The sequence below is a fragment of the Elusimicrobiota bacterium genome (assembly GCA_016721625.1).
GTDB lineage: Bacteria > Elusimicrobiota > Elusimicrobia > FEN-1173 > FEN-1173 > JADKHR01.
In genome coordinates this window covers 1,699,124-1,718,360 of record JADKHR010000001.1, presented here as the reverse complement: position 1 = coordinate 1,718,360, position 19,237 = coordinate 1,699,124, and the positions used below count along the sequence as shown (strand labels likewise).

General features: G+C 62.3%; 18 protein-coding genes. 1 reads left to right on the top strand and 17 read right to left on the bottom strand.

The window, feature by feature from the left end; all coding sequences use genetic code 11:
* Positions 1-3: 3 nt before the first annotated feature.
* The 10 genes from folP to IPP35_07285 all read right to left on the bottom strand — a co-directional run bounded on the left by folP (position 4) and on the right by IPP35_07285 (position 11,069).
* On the bottom strand, positions 4-798 hold the full coding sequence (gene folP, locus IPP35_07330; GenBank protein MBL0058910.1) for a dihydropteroate synthase: 795 nt from the start codon (positions 796-798) through the stop codon (positions 4-6).
* 76 nt (positions 799-874) lie between these two features.
* Positions 875-2,764, bottom strand: a complete 1,890-nt coding sequence (gene ftsH, locus IPP35_07325; GenBank protein ID MBL0058909.1) for an ATP-dependent zinc metalloprotease FtsH — start codon at positions 2,762-2,764, stop codon at positions 875-877.
* Positions 2,761-3,564, bottom strand: a complete 804-nt coding sequence (hpt, locus tag IPP35_07320; protein MBL0058908.1) for a hypoxanthine phosphoribosyltransferase — start codon at positions 3,562-3,564, stop codon at positions 2,761-2,763. Before hpt ends, ftsH begins: the two co-directional genes overlap by 4 nt.
* An 829-nt stretch (positions 3,565-4,393) precedes the next feature.
* Positions 4,394-6,409 carry a CHASE2 domain-containing protein gene (locus tag IPP35_07315; protein MBL0058907.1) on the bottom strand — a complete coding sequence of 672 codons (2,016 nt, stop codon included), beginning with the start codon at positions 6,407-6,409 and terminating at the stop codon, positions 4,394-4,396.
* The gene (locus IPP35_07310) at positions 6,393-7,334 is read right to left on the bottom strand and encodes an SDR family oxidoreductase (protein ID MBL0058906.1); all 942 of its coding nucleotides are present in this window, start codon (positions 7,332-7,334) and stop codon (positions 6,393-6,395) included. Before IPP35_07310 ends, IPP35_07315 begins: the two co-directional genes overlap by 17 nt.
* Positions 7,331-8,263 carry a hypothetical protein gene (locus tag IPP35_07305; GenBank protein ID MBL0058905.1) on the bottom strand — a complete coding sequence of 311 codons (933 nt, stop codon included), beginning with the start codon at positions 8,261-8,263 and terminating at the stop codon, positions 7,331-7,333. Before IPP35_07305 ends, IPP35_07310 begins: the two co-directional genes overlap by 4 nt.
* Before the next feature lie 92 nt (positions 8,264-8,355).
* Positions 8,356-9,078 (bottom strand): type 1 glutamine amidotransferase, encoded by a 723-nt coding sequence (locus IPP35_07300; protein ID MBL0058904.1) that lies wholly within the window; start codon positions 9,076-9,078, stop codon positions 8,356-8,358.
* Complete coding sequence (ispH, locus tag IPP35_07295; GenBank protein MBL0058903.1) at positions 9,078-10,034, bottom strand: 4-hydroxy-3-methylbut-2-enyl diphosphate reductase; 957 nt, start codon at positions 10,032-10,034, stop codon at positions 9,078-9,080. The genes IPP35_07300 and ispH overlap by 1 nt, the downstream gene beginning before the upstream one ends.
* The gene (locus IPP35_07290) at positions 10,031-10,729 is read right to left on the bottom strand and encodes a hypothetical protein (GenBank protein ID MBL0058902.1); all 699 of its coding nucleotides are present in this window, start codon (positions 10,727-10,729) and stop codon (positions 10,031-10,033) included. The genes ispH and IPP35_07290 overlap by 4 nt, the downstream gene beginning before the upstream one ends.
* Before the next feature lie 58 nt (positions 10,730-10,787).
* On the bottom strand, positions 10,788-11,069 hold the full coding sequence (locus IPP35_07285; protein ID MBL0058901.1) for a hypothetical protein: 282 nt from the start codon (positions 11,067-11,069) through the stop codon (positions 10,788-10,790).
* 70 nt (positions 11,070-11,139) lie between these two features.
* Here IPP35_07285 and IPP35_07280 point away from each other — a divergent pair, with 70 nt between their 5' ends.
* Positions 11,140-11,541: a 6-carboxytetrahydropterin synthase gene (locus tag IPP35_07280; protein MBL0058900.1), complete on the top strand. Its 402-nt coding sequence runs from the start codon at positions 11,140-11,142 to the stop codon at positions 11,539-11,541.
* A gap of 15 nt (positions 11,542-11,556) precedes the next feature.
* On the opposite strand, the gene IPP35_07275 is transcribed toward IPP35_07280, so the two are convergent.
* From IPP35_07275 to IPP35_07245, 7 genes are all read right to left on the bottom strand, one after another.
* A complete protein-coding gene (locus IPP35_07275; protein ID MBL0058899.1) occupies positions 11,557-11,901 on the bottom strand; it encodes a dihydroneopterin aldolase in 345 nt (114 codons plus the stop codon).
* 14 nt (positions 11,902-11,915) lie between these two features.
* Entirely contained in the window at positions 11,916-12,851 is a 936-nt protein-coding gene (locus IPP35_07270; GenBank protein ID MBL0058898.1) for a hypothetical protein, read from the bottom strand.
* A 3-nt stretch (positions 12,852-12,854) separates the two neighbouring features.
* Complete coding sequence (locus IPP35_07265; GenBank protein MBL0058897.1) at positions 12,855-13,526, bottom strand: arylesterase; 672 nt, start codon at positions 13,524-13,526, stop codon at positions 12,855-12,857.
* Positions 13,519-16,032 (bottom strand): ABC transporter permease, encoded by a 2,514-nt coding sequence (locus tag IPP35_07260; protein ID MBL0058896.1) that lies wholly within the window; start codon positions 16,030-16,032, stop codon positions 13,519-13,521. Before IPP35_07260 ends, IPP35_07265 begins: the two co-directional genes overlap by 8 nt.
* Positions 16,033-16,244: 212 nt before the next feature.
* The gene (locus tag IPP35_07255) at positions 16,245-16,931 is read right to left on the bottom strand and encodes an ABC transporter ATP-binding protein (GenBank protein MBL0058895.1); all 687 of its coding nucleotides are present in this window, start codon (positions 16,929-16,931) and stop codon (positions 16,245-16,247) included.
* The gene (gene ettA, locus IPP35_07250) at positions 16,928-18,601 is read right to left on the bottom strand and encodes an energy-dependent translational throttle protein EttA (GenBank protein MBL0058894.1); all 1,674 of its coding nucleotides are present in this window, start codon (positions 18,599-18,601) and stop codon (positions 16,928-16,930) included. Before ettA ends, IPP35_07255 begins: the two co-directional genes overlap by 4 nt.
* Positions 18,602-18,637: 36 nt before the next feature.
* Positions 18,638-19,225, bottom strand: coding sequence for a M15 family metallopeptidase (locus IPP35_07245; GenBank protein ID MBL0058893.1), 588 nt, complete (start codon positions 19,223-19,225; stop codon positions 18,638-18,640).
* Positions 19,226-19,237 lie beyond the last annotated feature (12 nt).

Sequence of the window (19,237 nt, the reverse complement as noted above, 5' to 3'; positions counted from 1 at the left end):
CAATTATGTTCGGGCAAGGGCCCGCCAGACACGGAGGGCCTGGGCCGTGGGGCCGACCTCATGCACCCGGAGGATGTGGGCCCCGCGGTCCGCGGCCCAGAGGTGGGCGGCCAGGGATCCCTCCGCCCGTTCGGAGGGCGAGGCCGGGGTGTTCTCTCCGCCCAGGATTCGCCCGAGGAAGGATTTGCGGGAAAGCCCCACCACCACCGGAAGCCCCAATCGATGGAATTCCGGAAGCCGGCGCAGGATCTCGAGGTTGTGGTCCGTGGTTTTTCCGAACCCGATCCCGGGATCCAGAAGAAATCTCTCGCGACGGAGCCCCTGGGCGGCGGCGAAGGCCAAGCGTTCTTCAAAAAAGGCGAGGATCTCGGCCACCACGTCTCCGTAAGTCGGGCGGATCTGCATGGTGCGGGGATCCCCGCGCCGGTGCATGAGGACGATGGGAACGTCGTGGTCTCGCAGGACCGCCGGCATCCAGGGGTCCCCCAGGGCGGAGACGTCGTTGACGAGGGAAGCGCCCTCCTCCAAGGCCATCCGGGCGACCTCGGCCTTTGTGGTGTCCACGGAAACGGGGAGGCGAGGGAGGCGGGACGCCAGGGTTCGGATGACGGGGATGACGCGCTGGAGCTCCACATCCAAGGGGACCGGGTCGGCCCCCGGGCGGGTGGACTCACCGCCGACGTCGATCAGGGCGGCGCCTTCGGCCGCCAGCGTCTCGGCTCGGGCGATGGCGGCGTCCAGGGCGTCATAGCGACCGCCGTCGGAAAAGGAATCCGGGGTCACATTCAAAATCCCCATCAAGAGGGGACCGGCGGTCAGATCCAACGCGCCGGAGTTCGTTTTCAGTCGCGCGGGTTTCGGTGGCCCCATCGCCTCAGGCGGGACTTGGAGCGGGGGTGAGGCCGGGGGCGGCGCCCCCCGGTTCCGTGCGGGGGCTCGGCGGCGGAACGGCGGGGTCGGCCGGCGGGCGGCCTTCCACCAGCGCGTTGATCTCTTCGCCGTTCAAAACTTCTTTTTCCACGAGCCGCTTCGCCAAGGCCTCGAGCGTGGGGCGATGTTCGGTGAGGATCGTTTTGACCCGTTCCTGGGCCTCGGCGATCAAGCGTTTGACCTCCTCATCGATGATCTGGGCGGTTTGGTCCGAATAATTTTGTCCTTCCCCCAGCTCGCGGCCGAGAAACAATTCCTCGGATTTTTTTCGGTAGGTGATGGGACCCAGTCGTTCGGACATCCCGTACTCGCAGACGATCTTGTGGGCGATCTGGGTGGCTTTAGAGAGGTCGTCCTGGGCTCCGGTGGTGATATCGTCGAAAATCATCTGTTCGGCCATGCGGCCGCCCAGCAGGACGCAGAGACGGTTGAGAATTTCCGATTTGGTCGTGAGATAGCGGTCTTCGGTGGGAAGTTGGAGCGTGTACCCCAGGGCGGGACCGCGCGGGATGATCGAGACCTTGTGCACGGGGTCCGAGGTGGGAAGTTTCTTGGCCACCAGGGTGTGGCCCGACTCGTGGTAGGCGATGACCAGCTTTTCTTTTTCGCTGATCATGCGGCTCTTCCGTTCCGGCCCGGCGATGACGCGGTCGATGGCCTCTTCGAGTTCTTTCATGTCCACGGACTTCTTGCTCCGGCGGGCGGCCAAGAGGGCGCCCTCGTTGATCAAGTTGGCCAGGTCGGCGCCGGTGAAGCCGGGCGTCCGCCGGGCGATCACGGAGAGATCCACGCCGGAGGACAGCTTGACGGTCTTGGAATGGACCACCAAAATTTGCTCCCGCCCTTTCAAGTCGGGCATGGGGACGGAAACTTGCCGGTCGAACCGACCCGGACGAAGCAGGGCGGGGTCCAGCACGTCAGGCCGGTTGGTCGCGGCGATGAGGATGACGCCCTCCTTGGTGTCGAACCCGTCCATTTCCACCAAAAGCTGGTTGAGGGTTTGTTCCCGTTCGTCATGACCGCCCCCGATGCCGGCGAACCGCTGTCGGCCCACGGCGTCGATTTCATCGACGAACAAGAGGCACGGCGCGTTCTTCCGGCCTTGATCGAAAAGGTCCCGCACGCGGCTGGCGCCGACGCCCACGAACATTTCCACGAATTCCGAGCCGGAGCTGGAAAAGAACGGAACGCCCGCCTCGCCGGCAACGGCTTTCGCCAGAAGCGTTTTTCCCGTTCCGGGAGCCCCGAACAAAAGGACGCCCTTGGGAATTTTGCCCCCGAGTTTTTGGAATTTCGCCGGGTCTTTCAGGAACTCGATGATTTCCTGAAGTTCTTCCTTGGCTTCGTCGCACCCGGCCACTTCGGCGAAGGTAATGCGTTGTTTTTTCCCGGTCTGAAGTTTGGCTTTGGAACGGCCGAAGGCCATGGCCTGTTTTCCCCCTCCCTGCATTTGGCGGAGGATGACGAACCACCAGAGGAAAAAGAACACGCCGATCCAAAGAAGGTTCCCCAGGACGGAGTTCAGCCAGCCCCGTTCCGCTTCTCCGGAGAACTGTTTGACCCCGGACTTTTCAAGGTCCTCCACGAGTTTCGGATCGTTCAGGGGGATCGTTCGGAACGCCAGCTCCTTGCCTTCCGCGTCTTTCCATCGGCCGCGCAGGAGGCCTTCGCCCACCCGGACCGTGAGGATCCGGTTCTCGCGGAGCGCGCGTTTGAAATCGGAATAGGCGACTTCATTTTCTCCGCCGCGGGCGGTGCGAAGGCTTTGAATGAAAAAGAGCACCCCCAGGAAAATCAGGATCCAAAGAACCGCGTTGCGACTGTTGCCTTTCATAAGTCCGCCTTTCCGGGATGTTCGAAGACCCGGCGCTTCAAGAGCCCGAGGTAGGGCAAGTTGCGATACCGTTCGTTGTAATCCAGCCCGTATCCCACCACAAAACCGTCGGGTACGGTGAAACCGCGATAATCGATCCGGGCCACGCGGCGGCGCCCCGAGGGTTTATCCAAAAAGGCGCAGGCTTTCATGGATCGGACCCCGCGGCCTTTCAGGGCCCCGCGGAGGCGGGCCAAGGTGAGCCCCGTGTCCACCACGTCTTCCACTAAGAGGACGTGTTTTCCCACCGGGGACTTCTTCAGGTCCAAGGTGACCCGGGCGATGCCCGTGGATTCCGATCCGGCGTAGCTGGAAACCGCCATGAAGTCCAAGGCGCACGGAAGCTGGATGGCGCGGACCAGGTCCGCCAAAAAGATGAAACTGCCGCGGAGCACCGCCACCAAGAGCAGGTCTTTTCCTCGAAAATCCCGGGTGATGGCGCGCCCAAGGGCGATGACGCGCCGGCGAATTTCCGTTTCCGAAAACAGCACCTTCTCGATGTCGGGATGAAGCGTGCTCAACCGGCGTCCCGGAGCGAAGCCTGGAGGACGGCGCCCGTTGGGCTCCGACGACCGGACACAGGGGGTCTCATGGGTTCTCCCGGTGGAAGAGAAGAAAAGATCCGGTCTTGGCCACCCGGCCGCCCGGGATATCCAGGGGGCCGACGCTGCGGTCGGCGGCGAACAACCGGACCCTTTCCAAGGTTTCAAAACGGGTGAGGCCGAACAGGTGGCGGAGCCGGCGCCGTTGCTCCGCCACATGATACCGTAAAAAAGGGGCCCGTTCAAGGCGGAGGCGGGGGGCCTTCCGTCGGGAGGCCAAACGGGCCCGCCAAAAATCGTCCTCGTCCCGGAGAATCCGGGCCGTTTGGGCCACGCGCTGAAAGAATCCGGGCCGAAGCGCCTCCCAGGATCGAAGCACAGGCCGCAGTCGGTTGCGAAGAAAGAGCGGGAGGGCGTTGGTCGCGTCCACCCGGAAAGAAAGGCGGCGGGATCGAAGATACCGAAGAATTTCTTTTTTAGAAAACGTGATCAGGGGCCGGACCAGCGACGGGGTCTGACCGGGAACGGAAACCGGCCAAGGGGCCCGATCGGCCATCCCGGCCAGGCCGGAGGGGCCCGTGCCTCGGAGAAGGTTGAGAACCACCGTTTCGGTCTGGTCGTCCAAGGTGTGGGCGGTGGCCACCAGGGGGCATCGAAACCGGCGGGCCAAGGCGGCCAGAGCCCTGTAGCGAAGTTCCCGGGCGGCGTCCTCCAACCCCCGCCGGCGATGTCGGGCCCAGCGCCGGACAGGCACGCGTTGAACGCCGAATGGAAGATGGCGGCGGTCGCATTCTTTCTGAACAAACGCGGCATCCGCGCGGGACGCCCGGCCCCTCAGGGCATGGTCCACGTGCCCCACCGCGACGAACCCATCCGAGAGATCTCGCCAACGCTCCGCCAGGTCCAGGAGGGTCATGGAATCGGGGCCGCCCGAGCAGGCGATGAGAATTCGTGTTTTCGGTTGGTCTCCCACGGCGGCGAGGCGGCGAAGGAAAACCGGCAGGAGGTCGGTGGCGGGAGTGCGCGGGGCCACACTACTTGGAGGTCATCACGAAAACGCCGTCCCAATCGCGCGGGGGTTCCGTCCGGAGGAATTGCTCGCACCGCTTAAAGTAGACCGCGGCGGGTTGATCGTTGGGCACGAGGGTGGCCACCCGCAGGAATTCGGCTTGGGCGTCTTTAAACCGGCGCTCGCGGTAGAGACGCAGGGCGTCGGCGAAAACGGCGAAGGCCTGCCGTTTTTCCGGCGAGAGGGCGTTTTTCGCGCGGCGAGCTCGTAGACCCGGATCGGCTGTTTTTTGCCCTCGACGCGGATGAAATCAAGTTCCCGCGCCTCGATCTCGGCTTGCGCGGCTTGAAACGTGGATTCCGAAATGAGGATGCGGGTTCCGAACATTTTATTGACGCCTTCCAGCCGCGAGGCCAGGTTGACGGTGTCTCCCATGACGGTGTAGTTGGATCGCGTGTAGGAGCCCAGGTCGCCGTAGAGGACGGTGCCGGTGTGGATGCCGATCCGGAAGTCGATGGGGGGCCAGCGGCGGTCGGCAAATTTCTTGTGGAGGGACGGCAACGCGGCCACCTGTTCCAGCGCGGCCCGGCAGGCCGCCAGGGCGTGGCCGGGTTGTTCGAAGGGGGCGTTGCCGTAGGCCATGATGCAGTCACCGATGTATTTATCGAAGGTGAGGTCATACTTGAACAGGATGTCGGTCATGACCGAAAAGTAAACGTTCAAGAGTTCCACCAGTTCCTTGGGTGGAAACTGTTCGGAAAGGGAAGTGAATTTGACCAGGTCGGAAAAGAAAACCGTGACTTCCCGGTTTCCGGCGGTCAACACCGCCTGGTCCTGGATGAGAAGGTCCACCAATTTCGGCGACATGTAGCGGGACCAGGTGGTTTGCATCTTCAGTTTCTCCCGGTCGGCGATGAAGAGGTTATACCCCAGGGTGATCAAGAAAGTGATGATGAAGGAAAGGATGGGCGACGTAAAAGCCAAAAGGATATGGCGGTTAAAGAAGAATTGACACACAGAGAAGTATCCCAGGATGACGGCGACGACCGCGGCGCCTCCGATGAAAGAGGAGGACCGCGACATCAACAGCCCGGACCCCACGCCGAAGAAGACCATGATTAACAAGAGCCAGCCCCCGGAGGTCCAGGAGGTATTGAAGAAGTTATTTTTTAGCAGGTTGTTGAGCGCGTTGGCGTGGATTTCGATGCCGGAAATCACGGGGGCGCCGGGAGCGGATTTGGCGTCGAAAAGGCCCGCCGCGGTGGCGCCGATGAGCACAATCTTTCCGGAAAAGACCGCGGGATCCACGCGGCCGCGCAGGACGTCGACATAGGGATAGGCCGGGAAGGGGGATCTCTCGGGGCCGTCCCGCCAATAGGTGTAGTTGAGATAGGCTTCGTTCCAAGGGGTGCTGCTATCGACGGCCGGGCGCGCCCGGTCGACCAATTCCTCGGGCAGTCGTCCCTCGGCAACGGACCAGGCGGCAAAGGCCAGAGAGGGGATGACGGCGCCGTTGTGTTTGACCCAAAGCGGGTAGTGGCGGGAAGCGCCGCCGAACTCCGGAAAAATATTAACAAAACCAAAATTCACGTTATCTTTTTGCAAGGGTTCCACGGGGGCCAGCGGTTCAGCCGGGGTTCCGTCCGGGCCCCGATTGAAGAGCATGGAGAAGATCACGCGGCCGCTCTTGTCGGCGGCGTCACCCAAGAGCGCGTCGTCCTCGGGGTGGTCCAGGTCCCGCTCCGTGAAGAGCACGTCGAAGGCGATGGCCTTGGCGCGAGCCCGTGTGAGAAGATCGATGAACTGGGCGTGGCGTTCCCTGGGCCAGGGGAAGAGGCCCATCTCCTTAATGGAACTTTCGTCAATTTCAACGATGACGATGCGGGGGTCCGGGGGCGTCATCCCTCGGATGGTGTAGCGAAGGTCCACGAAGGCGTTTTCCCAGTAAACAATGATTTGGCTGTTGTGGGCCAGGAAAAGGACCACCGCCACCAACGAGTTAAAGAGGAGGAGGCTGAGGAGTTCGCGGCGTTGGCGGCTAGCGAGAGGGGGCACGGAACCAGGCGATGGTGCGGCGAAGTCCTTCTTCCAGGGCGACGGTGGGCGCCCATTTCAAGGCCCGCCGAGCGTAGGCGATGTCGGGTTGACGCACCTTGGGGTCGTCCACAGGGAGCGGGCGGTGCACGATGCGGCTGGGACTGCGGGTGAGTTTCTTGACCAGCCGGGCGATCTCCAAAACGGAGATCTCGCGGGGATTTCCGATGTTCATGGGGCCCACGTGGCTGGAAAAAAGCAAACGGAGGAGGCCTTCGGCTTCGTCTTCCACGTAACAGAGGGAACGGGTCTGGCCTCCGTCGCCGAAGACCGGAAGGGGTTTTTTGGCCAGGGCGGCGGCGATGAACTCCGGCACGGCGCGGCCATCGTTTTTCCGCATGCGAGGACCGTAGGTGTTAAAAATACGGGCGATGCGGACCCGGACGCCGTGGCTTCGGTGGTAGGCCATGGCGATGGCTTCGGCGAAACGTTTGGCTTCGTCGTAAACGCCCCGGGGCCCCACGGGATTGACGTGACCCCAATAGCTTTCAGTTTGCGGGTGGACCTGGGGGTCCCCGTAGACTTCGGAGGTGGACGCCAAAAGGAAACGCGCGTTCTTGGCTTTGGCCAGGCCCAGCATTTTATGGGTTCCCAGGGCGCCGACCTTGAGCGTTTGGATCGGAAATTCAAGGTAATCGCGCGGCGAGGCGGGGCTGGCGAAGTGAAGCACGCCATCGATGGGTCCGGGCAGATAAAGGTCCTGGGTGACGTCGTGCTTGATAAAACGGAATCGATCGTGGCCCGTGCGGTGGGCGATATTGGCCGGGGCGCCGGTGAGAAAATTATCCACGCAAATCACCCGATGGCCCCGGTCCAAAAGCGCGTCGCAAAGATGCGACCCCAGGAACCCCGCGCCCCCGGTGACGACGTACGTCCCGGATTTCATCCGACGAGCACCGTCCAGCGGTCCAGGCCGGCGAAGACGAAGAGGCTGAACCCCAGGCCGGCCAGGACCAGGAGGGTCCGGACCGCGCCGTTGGACCTTTCCCAGAGGATGTTGGCCGTGGCGGAAACGGTGTAAACCGATACGGCGAAAGGGAGAAACCCGAGGTATCCGATCACCGGCATCTCAAAAATCTTCCATCGGTCCAAGCCCGGGACGGTGTAAACCCAATGGGCCCCAGCGAAATGGTTCCAAAATTCCCAAAGCAGTCCGCAGAGAAACCCCGCCATGGCGAGCAGGGCGAACCGGCGAAGGGAGCCGGATCGCCAATCGGAGAGGAGCGAAGGGGCGCCCACAAGTTCATTGACCGGTTCCAACAAGAAGATGGGGGCGCCCCACACGAGCGGGAAAAAGAGGGTGGGCCAGAGGAGCGGCAGGGCCAACAGCGCCAAGCCGATGGCCGCCGAAATCCACCGGGCCGAACGCATGAGGGGGGTCACGGAAACGGATTTCAGGAACCCCGCCGTGTCGAGCAGGTCCGCGGTCTCCAAAATGCCGGGCACGACGGTGGCGAAGGCCAGAAAATAGCCCGTCCATCGGAGGCCGGTTCCCGGCGGCAGGCCCACGTAGTGCCAATTCTGCAGGCGAAAGTTAAGAAGTTCGAAGCCACACCAAAACACCACCGACCACAGCGATAGGAAAACGAAGCGCCTGGGGTAGCCCAAAAGAAGGGATTCCCCGCGGTGGCGGTAGACCCACCCGTCCACGATCAGGATGTAACTCCACCAGGCGAAAGAGTAGAACCAGGTGGTGAAGGGGTCCCGGTTCATGCGGGCGAAGACGAAGGAGACCAGCAAGACCCCCAATCCGATCAGCATCACGGCTTGCGCCAGCTCGGCGCGCGGGAAAGGGCGTTTTAGCGTTTTATCCATTTCAAATTCCTGACGAACAAAATGAGGGACGGTGGAAGGGACAGTTTAGCGTATTCAGGAGGCCTGGACAAAGGGTTCACTGAAAGAAAAAGTCAGCGGATGGCGCGGGCGAATCCGGCCATGAATGGCCGGGCGAGACGATGAAGCCCGGGCAGACGGGTCGGCAGGCCATCCAAAATGTCCCGGCGGGTCCGGGGACCGACGGCGGCCAGCTCCGCCGCGGCGCCAGGCTGAGCCAACCAGTTCCGAATCATGGGCCCGTCCAGCTCGATGTGGTATTGAAGCCCGTAGACGCGGGTTCCGTAACGGAAGGCCTGGTTTTCGCAGAGGGCGGAGGAGGCCAGCCGGCGGGCGCCGCGGGGCAGATCGAAGGTGTCCCCGTGCCATTGAAAAACCCAGGGGGAGCGGGAAACCGGTTTCATCCACGGGTCTTTTTTCCCCGCGGCGGTCAGGCGAATTTTTCCCCATCCGATTTCTTTAACCGTGTGGGGATAGACCCGCGCTCCCAGGGCATGGGCGATGAGTTGCGCGCCCAGACATACGCCCAGGACGGGTTTTCCAGCGGCGATGGCCTTTCGCAGAAAGGCGATTTCCCGGACCAGGAAGGGGAAACGGGATTTTTCGTAGACGCCCATGGGCCCGCCCATCACCACGAGTCCGGCGATGGAGTCGATGGTCGGAAAAGCGGGGCGGTTTTTGAACACATCAAGGCAACGGTGTTCCACGCCCGCGTCTTTTAGGAAAGCGGCGATGGTCCCGGGCCCTTCGTGAAGCGCATGGCGAAGGACAAGGACGGACGGAGCGGGGGTTGTCACTAAAGGCCCACCGCTCCCTCGCGGTTCGGGACGGGCAGGGCGAGTTCTTTCGGAAGGGAGAAGTGAACATCTTCCTCCCGAACCAGCACTTCCTCCGCCACGCCGCCCCGCGCTTGGAGAAACGCCAGCACGCCTTGGACCAAGTGTTCCGGGGCGGAAGCGCCGGCGGTGACGCCAACGATGCGAGCGCCGACAAGCCAGGCCGGATCGATTTCGCCGGAGCGGTCGATCAGGTGGGCGGGGCAACCGGACTGCCGGGCCACGTCCACCAATCGCTGGCTGTTGGAGCTGTTTTTTGAGCCCACCACCAAAAGCAGTTCAATGCCCCGCCCGACCAAATCCTGCACGGCGTCTTGGCGGTTTTGGGTGGCGTAACAGATGTCGTCTTTGGGCGGAGTCTGCGCGTCGGGAAAACGCTGTTTGATGGCGGCGATCACGTCCCGGGTTTCGTTCAAACTGAGCGTGGTCTGGGTGAGGATCATGACGCGCCCGCGGGGCGGAATGTTCAGATGGGCCACATCGTCCACGCATTCCACCAATTGAATTTGTCCGGGGGCTTCCCCCAAAGTTCCGTCGACCTCGTCGTGGGAACGGTGGCCGATCAAGACCAGTTGATACCCTTCGCGAAGAAACCGATGAACTTCCAAATGAACCTTGGTCACGAGCGGGCAAGTGGCGTCGATCACCCGGAGGCGACGGGCCTCCGCCCGGGCCCGCACTTCAGGGGAAACGCCGTGGGCGGAGAAAATCACCAAACTCCCTTCCGGCGCCTCGTCCAGATGGTCGATGAACACCACGCCCCGGGCCTTGAAATCCTCCACCACGGCCCGGTTGTGGACGATTTCTTTCCGAACGTAGACCGGCGGGGAAAAACGTTTCAGCGCGATGTCCACGATGTCGATGGCTCGAACCACCCCCGCGCAAAACCCCCGGGGCCTGGCCAAAAGGACCTTCACGGGCGCGACCGGTTGACGAGGGCGAAGAAACGGTCTTGGAACTCATCAAAAAGCTGGGCGCGGTTTAAAAGGTCGGCCAAGGGTTTGATGAGCGAGGGATCGGCCTCCGCTCGACGGAAGAAAACCTCCACCTCGCGTCGGCGGCGTTCTTCCCCGGCCTCGGGATGAAACATCCCGCGTTCTTCCAGTTCCCGGAGGTTGACGGAAAAGCTTTGGGAGGTCTCTTCCAAAATGAATTTCATGAGGGCGAAGGACCATCCGCTTTCGGGACCGATGATCACCGCGGCGCGGGCCACGTCCCGGGCGTCCAAGTCGCGGCGGATCGTTTTGGCTAGCTCGCGGGCGTCGGTGTGGTGCGGTTCGGTGCCCGTCAGTTCGTTTCGGAAGCTGTATTCAAGGCCGCGAAAACTGTCGGAAAAATTTTCCTTCAGAAAGCGTTCGAAAGAAGAGGAATCGTCGCCGAATCCTTGAAAGCGCTGGGAAAAAAGATCCGGCGTCAGGATTTGGGGACGTTCGGCGATCACTTTTCCGGAGCGGACGTTGGCGCGCACCGGTTGGGCGGAAACCGCCGTCACCAACTGGTAGTGGATCTCGCTGCGGCCGAACGTGGCCAGGCGGTGCCGGGGGAACCGGACCACGTGGGTTTGGCGCAAAGCTTCCCATAGGTGATTGTAGGGACGGCGGGATGGGGGCATGGAAACCTCTCCGCCCTCGAGCCCGATCCGGGGGACGAGGGACTGGTCTGATTTTAAACTACTGTTTTTTCCCGGGTGGGGTTCGGGAAACGGGCTTGGCCGGAGGCTGGACGGGCGACCCGGCGGCGTTTTCGTCCGCGGGAATCAGGTCTTCCGCGGTCATGGTGTCGGTATTAACAGTGTAATCGTAGGAATCTTCGTCTCCGGCATCGGGATAGGCGTCGTCTCCGTAAGGCGGCTCAGCGGGCGGAGTCTTCAAAGCGCTGTTAATGAAAACGAAGAGGCCGGTGAACAGCAGGGCCCCCAAGATGAAAGCGACGATTTTTTCAGCTCGGCTCATGAACGCTCCTTTTCAAATTCTTCGACGAGGTTGGTTGACCTGAAGGAAGGATTATTTTAGCATACTTTCCATGTTTCGCATCGTCAGCCAAATCCACTTTTGTTACGGGCACCGGCTGATGAACTACGAGGGAAAGTGCCGCCATCCCCATGGGCACAACGGCCGGGCGGAGGTGGAATTGTCCGCCCAAAAGCTCGACCGCCGGGGCATGGTGATGGATTTCGGCGAAATCAAGACCCATTTGCAAAGCTGGATCGATCAGAACCTGGATCACCAAATGATCCTTCGGAAAGACGACCCGCTGGTCAAGATTCTGAAAGGGCTGGGGGAGCCTTTTTATCTCCTCTCCGGCAATCCCACCGCTGAAAACATCGCCAGGGAAATTTTCCGCGTGGCCCGAAGCAAGGGCCTTCCGGTGACCCGCGTGACCCTCTGGGAAACCGATAAAAGTTTCGCCACCTACCAACCCTAAAAGAGTCGACCCGGGTTAAGGCCGTTGGATTTGGACGCCGGCCCAGGCGAGGCCGGGGAGGGCTCGTTTCTTGACGAGGACGGTGACCCGGGATAGTTTGTGTTTCCAGAGGAGAAGTTCCGAGGCCTGTTCGGCCACGGCTTCGGCGAGTTTGAAGGTTTTGGCTTCCAAGGTTTTCTTGAGGAGGGCGCAGACCTCGGCGTAATCGATCGTCGCGGCGAGGTGGTCCCCCTTTCCCGCGTCGGCCAGCGGGAGTTCCAGAGTGACGTCGAGTTCGATCCGCTGGGGGAAGGCCCGTTCCCCCTCCGTACAGCCGACCCTCAGCCACAGTTCCAGGCCCGACAAAATCAGTTGATCCATTTTCGCCTCCCTCCTCACGGTTTGACCGACACGAAATCCAACTCCAACGGTTCCGTTCCCGTATTCTCAAAATAATAAGCGGTGTCGGGCGGGACGGCCACGTATTCATAGGAGAGTTCGGTCTCGCTTTGGCCGAGATAAGCGATCCCTTTTCCCCTCATGGGTCGAAACACAAGGCGGCCGGCGTTCTCCCGCAGGGTCACGGTACGCGAACCCGGCGGAACGGTGAAAGAACCGGAACGAAGGGGACGGGCCTGGGGAACGAGGTCCAAGGCGCGATAGAACGCTTGGACATCCGGGTGGGAAGCGCCGGCGTGTTCGTGGGGAACCACGATCCGCGGGGTGGCGCCGCGCGATTTTTTGGGCGCGCTTTCGCAGGCTTTCAAGAGAACGCCCTTGTCCCGGCTCAAGGCCTCTTCCAGTCCCCGCTCTTTGGGCGGGGTGTTGAACAGGAGGTTCGTGGCGATGGTTTCGGACAATTCGTCAAACGTGTGGAGGCTCTCCCAATAGATCCGGCTCTCGGCCCAGCCCTCGCGTTTTTGGTCTTCGATCCGGCGCAACAAAGCGTTGAACTCTTCACGGAAAAGGCCCCATTTCCTTTCAACCATGGATCGGGCCGCGGGGTCCGCTGGGGGCGCGCGGCCCGCCGTCACGAGCCGCTGTTCTTTCTGGCAAGCGCCGCGGAGTTCGCCCAGGTCCCCGTCCAATCGAGTGGGGGGGGTGCCCCCGGCCACCTGGTAATTTTCGTGCAGGTCCCGCAATCGGGTTTCCGCGCGAACGATCACGCGCTCGTAATCGGCCCCCGCCGAACGGATCCGCTCCACCGCCAAGCAACGAATTTCCTCTTTCGTCGATAAAAAAACCGCGCGATCCGGCCGCGCCGCCCGGGCGGCGGAGGCGCCGAACAGAACGGCCAGGAGGATGGCCGTGTGGACGAGTTTATTTTTCACCTATCACTCCTTCGTTTTTTTGAGCGCTTTTTCCACATAGGGCAGTAGGTTTTGCGCGACCCGCTCCTGCCCGCGGGGGTTGGGATGGATCATGTCCGGGAGGTTCATGGCGGGGTCCCCGGCCACGCCTTCCAACATGAACGGAACCAGGATCGCGCGCTGTCGGTGGGCCACCCGTTTGAACATTTTAGCGTAGTCGGAGGCGTAAAAGAGCCCAAAGTTGGGAAAGGTCTTCATGCCGCAGAGGACCACCACGGCGCCCGCTTCCCGGCACCGGCGGACGGTCTCGTCCAGATTCTTTTCCATGTCGGCCAGCCGTTTCCCTTGGAAGGTGTCGTTGGATCCCAGGCCCACGATGACGATCCGCGGTTTCTCCGCCAGACTGAAGTCCAATCGCGCCAGGGCATCAAAGGTGGTGTCGCCCGAATGTCCGGCGTTGGTCACGGTCACGGAATGTCCCGCCTCCTTCAGGAGCCGCTCCAAGACGGCCGGGTAGGCCTCGCGGTCCGGGTCCTCCAGATCCTTGCCGGCGGTCAGGCTGTCGCCGAAGGCGAGGATTCGCAGGGGGGTCTCGGCCAGCGGCGCGGTTCTGGGCGCGAGAGCCGGTTCGGATTTTCCGCAGGCGGCCAGGAAGACCGCCGCTCCTATCCAAAGAAGAAGTCCCTTCTTACTCATGGCGCAACGCCTCCATGGGCGGAGCGAGGAATGCGCTCCGGGTCATGGCCCAAGAAAGCAGGACCATCCCCCCCGCCGCCGCTCCCAGGATCAGGCCGGTGGGGGCCGGAAAAAGTTCGAGGCGGAGCTCAAAAACGCGGCGGAGCAGGAGAGCGCTCGCCGCCGTGCCGAGGGCCAAGGCCGCCAGGGCGCCGGTCCCCGCGATGAGCGTGTATTCGAGAAGGGCCACGCCCACGATCTGGCGCCGGGAGGCGCCCAACACGCGGAAGAGGGCGGATTCCTTCGTGCGGGAGGCCAGGGAAGCGAGCAGGCTGGACAGCAGGAGAAGGATTCCCGAAGAAAGTCCGAAAAATCCGAGGACCCTCACGATCCGGCCCAGCCGATGAAACAACCGGCCGGTCAGCGCGGCCACGTCGGAGAGATCCACCACGGTGACGTTCGGAAGAGCCTCGGCCAATTCGTTCTGCAGGTTGGGCAGGCGGTCCCGGGGGAGGGCCAGGCCGGTCATGAGGGTGTGGGGGACCTCTTCCAGTAGCCCGGGGCGGAAATAAAAGTAGAAAAACGGTTGGCGAACGGATTGGTTGATGGCCCGAAAGGAGGACACGGTCGCCGTGAATCTTCGGCCCAAAAGGCTCACGGTGAGGCGGTCGCCGCGACGGAGACCGAAACGCTTTTTGTAATTTTCAAAAACCGACACCTGGGGCCCATCGATGCGGGGGTCCCAAAGGCCGGGCCCCTCCACCACCGTGTCGGTGGGGAGGAGATCTTCCCCGTAGGTAAAGCCGAATTCCCGGGTCAAACGGTCGCCGCCGCGGCCGCCGCGGTCTCCCCTCCGGTTGATCTCCTGCACCGGGGTGTCGTTGACGGCGACCACCCGGCCCCGGACCAAGGGAAAAAGCCGCGCGGCAGGTTTGTCGAGGAGTTGTCGGAAAAGAGGGGCTTGGGTCGGCTGGATATTGATGAAAAAAGCGTTGGGGGCGTCGGGGGGGAAACTTTCGATCATCTGGGAAAAGAGGTTTCGTTCCAAAAGGAAGAGGGTCAGGATCACGGTGAGGGAAAGCGTGACGGAAAGAACCACCGCGTCGTTCAGGTTCCCGGGCCGGGCCAGGCCCCGCGCCGCCAGGCGGGGGAGGGTCCAGGTGAAACGGGAAAGACCCCGGCGCAGGCCCCCCATGGCGAGAGCGACGAACCCGCCTCCGACGAAGATCAAGAGAGCGAGGATTCCCACGTATTGGAACGCCGGATGGGCGTGCCCGGTCTGGGCCCAGGCCAACAGGAAAAAGCCCCCCACGCCGAAAGCGAGAACCCCCGCGGTTCGGAGCCGTCGGGCGGGGAAGGCCGGGACGTCGTCGGACAATATGACGTTCGGGGCGATGTCCCCCAGTTTGAGGAGCGGCAGGAGCGTGAACAGAAAACCGGCGCCCAGGCCCACCCCGGCCGCTTGGAGAAGCGCCGCCGCTGGAAACGCCGGCAGGAGCCCGCGGGGCAAGAGATCGCCGAAGAGCGAAAGCAAGCGCCCGCTTAAGACCCGTCCGAGGAGGAGCGCCGCGCCGAGCCCCAACGCCGACAGGAGGGCCACCCACCATCCCCAGATTCGGTAGACAAAACCCCGCGGCGCGCCGAGGGCGAAGATCATGCCTAAACTCTTTTGCCCCGCGTTCAAAGCCGCCGAGAGAGCGGTGGCCGTGCCGATCCCGCCCAGGGTCAAGGTGAGAAGCGCGAGAAATTGCAAATAGAGGAGGATGGTTTGAATGAATTTTAAAATGCCCGGGTTGTCGGTGGCCCAACTGGCGACCTCGGTCGTTTCAGAGGCGGCGCGCGCTTTGACCTCGGCGAGGGCTTTGGCCAGGTCTGTTTCGGGGGGCAAGTTGAGAGAGAGGGTGTTCGAGGCGCGGCTTCCGGGCGACATGAGTTGGGAATCCCGGAGGTCGTCCAGGGTCAGGAAAACGGTGGGCGAGAGTTCAAAAAAGGAGGTGGGCACGTCCGTCCGTTCCACCACGGTGTCGGCGATCGTGAGGTCCAAGGCGCCGATTCTAAGAGAATCTCCCACCGCGAGGTTCCAGCCCTTCAGCAAACGATCGCCCACCACGATGGATCCCGGGCGGAGCGCGGCATGGAACGGTCGCCCGGAACCCGTGGTGATTGTTCCATAGAGGGGATATTCCGAACTGATGGCGGAGAGCGTGACCTGGGCCGTTTTTCGGGAGGCCCGGTGTTGGGCCATGGAAAGCGTGTCGATGGATCGGGCCCCGCGGAGCCCCGGCCAGCGGCCCTTCGCCCATTTCTCCAGGTCGTCCAGGACCCCTTCGCTCCCCTTCACGGTGATGTCCGCCGACCACAGTTCCTTGGCCTGGGAGGTCAGCGTTTTTCTCACCACGCCGGATACTCCCGCCAACGCCATTAAGCTGGCGGTCCCCACGGCCATGGAAAGGACAAAAAGCGCCGCATAGATCGGCCGATAACGAACTTCCCGCAGAGCGATTTTAAGTGGACCGAGACCTTTCATACGGAGAGGCTACGGGGCGGTTCAATTTGACGATGGGACGTTGTGGACGGATTCATGGTTTGGGTCTTTGGGACGGCGATAAAACCCCTCCCTGGCCCTCCCCTTGGGAAGGCGAGGGAACACGGCCACCCCCAGGAGGCCTTTCTGAGGGTTTTGATGGGTTCCCCTCCTTCGTAAGGAGGGGATGAAGGGGAGGTCTGTTTTTAGGGGGGTCATGGCAGGGGATCCAGGCGGCCGTCTCGGATGTGGAGGCGGCGGTGAGCGCGGGCGGCGATGTCCGGGTCGTGGGTGACGAGGAGGAGCGTTCGGCCGATTTTAACCGTGTGGTCCTCCAACAGATCCAGAACCCGGCGGCCGTTGGCGGAGTCCAGGTTTCCCGTGGGTTCGTCGGCGAAAACCAGGGCGGGGTCATTGATCAGGGCGCGGGCGATGGCGGCGCGCTGTTTTTCCCCTCCGGACAGTTGGCCCGGAAGAAAGTGGGCCCGGTCCCAGAGGTCCACCCGCTCCAACAATTCTCGCGCCTTGGCGAGCTGGGTGAACCCTCCCCGGCGGAACGCCAAGGGGAGTTGAACATTTTCAAGAACCGTGAGGCTCGGCACCAGATGAAAGGATTGGAAGACGAAACCGACTTTGTCCCGCCGCACGCGGGCCAACTCTTTTTCCGGCAATGGATCCAACCGTTCCCCGTCCAGGGTGATCTCTCCGGACGTGGGGCGGTCCAGCCCGGCGAGCAGGGACAACAACGTGGATTTCCCGGACCCCGAGGCGCCCTGGAGGGCCAGGAACTCGCCCCGGGGGATCTCCAAGGAAATGTCGTTTAAAACGGTGAGCGGACCGGTGTCTGTGGGGAATATTTTTGAAACCCGTCGGGCGGAAAGAAGCCCCCCCCCGGCCGTCAGCGGAGCGTGAGTTTCTTGAATTTGGATCGTCGGTTCTCCTCTCGGCCGCCGGTTTCTTCCAGGTGTTTGGCGTGGTACTCTTCGAAGTTGCCGTCGAACCAACGCAGTTTGCCGTCGCCCTCGAACACCAGGAGGTGGGTGCAGACCCGGTCGAGGAAAAACCGGTCGTGGCTGATGACCAAAACGCAACCGGAATAGTCCAACAGGGCATCTTCCAGGGCGCGGATGGTGTCCACGTCCAAGTCGTTGGTGGGTTCGTCGAGAAGGAGGACGTTGCCGCCGGTCAGCATCTGTTTGGCCAGGTGGAGGCGGTTGCGTTCGCCGCCGGAAAGGGAGCCGACCTTTTTTTGCTGGTCCGGGCCGCGGAAATTGAAACGGGTGAGATAGACCCGCGCGGGCACTTCTTTGCCGCCGATGTTCAAGATGTCCACGCCGCCCGAGATTTCCTGGTAGACGTTGTGGGTCGGGGTCAAGGTCTCGCGTTTTTGGTCCACGTAGGAGAAGACCACCGTTTCCCCGATGTCGAGCTTTCCCGAATCCGGTTTTTCTTGGCCGGTGATCATGCGGAGGAGCGTCGTTTTTCCAACCCCGTTGGGCCCCACGAGTCCCACGATGGCGCCCCGGGGGATGTCGAAAGTCGAGTCTTTGATCAGGAGGTTGTCGCCGTAGGACTTGGACAGGCCCTCGGCGCGGATGACCTTGTTGCCCAGGGCGGGTCCGGGAACGACCTCGATGTCCAAGCTGTCCACCTGGATCTCGTGCTTTTGGGCGGCCAAGCTCTCGTAGGCGGTGACGCGGGCTTTGTTTTTGGCGCGGCGGCCCGACGGGCTTTGGCGGAGCCAGGCCAGTTCTTTTTCCATATGTTTCTTCATGGCGGAGGAGCGCTTGTCCTCGTCGGCGGCGCGTTTGGCTTTGGCTTCGACCCATTTGGCGTAATTCCCTTCAAAGGGGATGCCTTTGCCGTGGTCCAATTCCAGAATCCATTGGGTGATGTGGTCCAAAAAGTAGCGGTCGTGGGTGACGATAATGACGTTGCCCGGATACTCTTTCAGGGCCTGCTCGAGCCACTCCACGGTTTCCGCGTCCAGGTGGTTGGTGGGTTCGTCCAGGAGGAGCATGTCGGGCTTTTTCAGCAAAAGTTTGCAGAGCGCTACGCGGCGGGCCTCGCCGCCGGAGAGCACGCGGCAGAGCGTATCGTCCGGAGGAAGGACGAGGGCGTCCATGGCGATATCGACTTGGCGTTTCAGGTTCCAGCCGTCCACGGCTTCGATCTGTTCTTGTAGACGGCCCATCTTTTCCAGCGCCTTCTCCATATCGTCGGGCGAAAGGTCGCCGGACATGCTGTCCGACACCTTGTCGTAGTCGGCGAGGAGTTTCTTGATGTCGGCGAAGGCTTCCTCGACCTCTTCCCGGACCGTCTTGGCGTTGTCGAGGCGGGGTTCTTGGGGAAGGTATCCCAGGGTGGCGCCCTTCTTCAGCTCCGCTTTCCCCATGAAATCTTTTTCTTCTCCGGCCATGATCCGAAGCAGGGTGGACTTGCCGGAGCCGTTTTCTCCCACGATGCCGATTTTGGCTTTGTGGTAGAAAGAGAGGTGGATGCTTTCGAAGAGTTTTTTGGGTCCGTAGGATTTGGAAAGGTCTTCAATGGTGTAAATGTATTCGCCGGCCATGGGAACGCCTCGCTTGGAATGGAGATGAAAAGGAGATTATAGCTTCTTCGGGGGCCCTGGATGAAAAAGGAGTTGGGCTTCGTCGGTGCCGACGAAACGCCAATGCCAGGGTTCGTGTTGGACGCCCTGGGGGTTGTCGGGCGGGAAGGAAAGTTCAAAACCGAACCGAGCGGCGTGGGTGGCCAGCCAGCGGGCGGCCGGGGTGGACTTGAAACTTTGCTCGACGTCGGTATCGCGGCGGGAGGCGTCCCCCACATCCAGCGCCAAACCCGTGGCGTGTTCGGAATGGCCCGGCGGCGCGACCCAGCGGGCGGCCCCTCGTTCGGACCCGTACCGTTTCACCGCGCGGTCGAAGAGGGTTTTCTGGTAGGCCACGGAGCGGAACCCCGAGATGGGGACGATCCCCACCCCGGCTTCGCGCGCGGCCTCGGTCATCCGTACGAAAGCCCGGGCCGCGGGCGCGCACAGTTTGACTTGCCGTCCGGTATCGCGGTAGAGCCCCGCGTCGGCCAGCGTGGCAGGGGACGCTTCCGCATACCCTTTGTGCCCGTATCGCGGCGCCGATTCTGCGCGGGCCCACCCGGCCGGAAAGGCCAGGGCCCCGGCGAGGGCCATGCATTTCAAGCGGATGGGGGT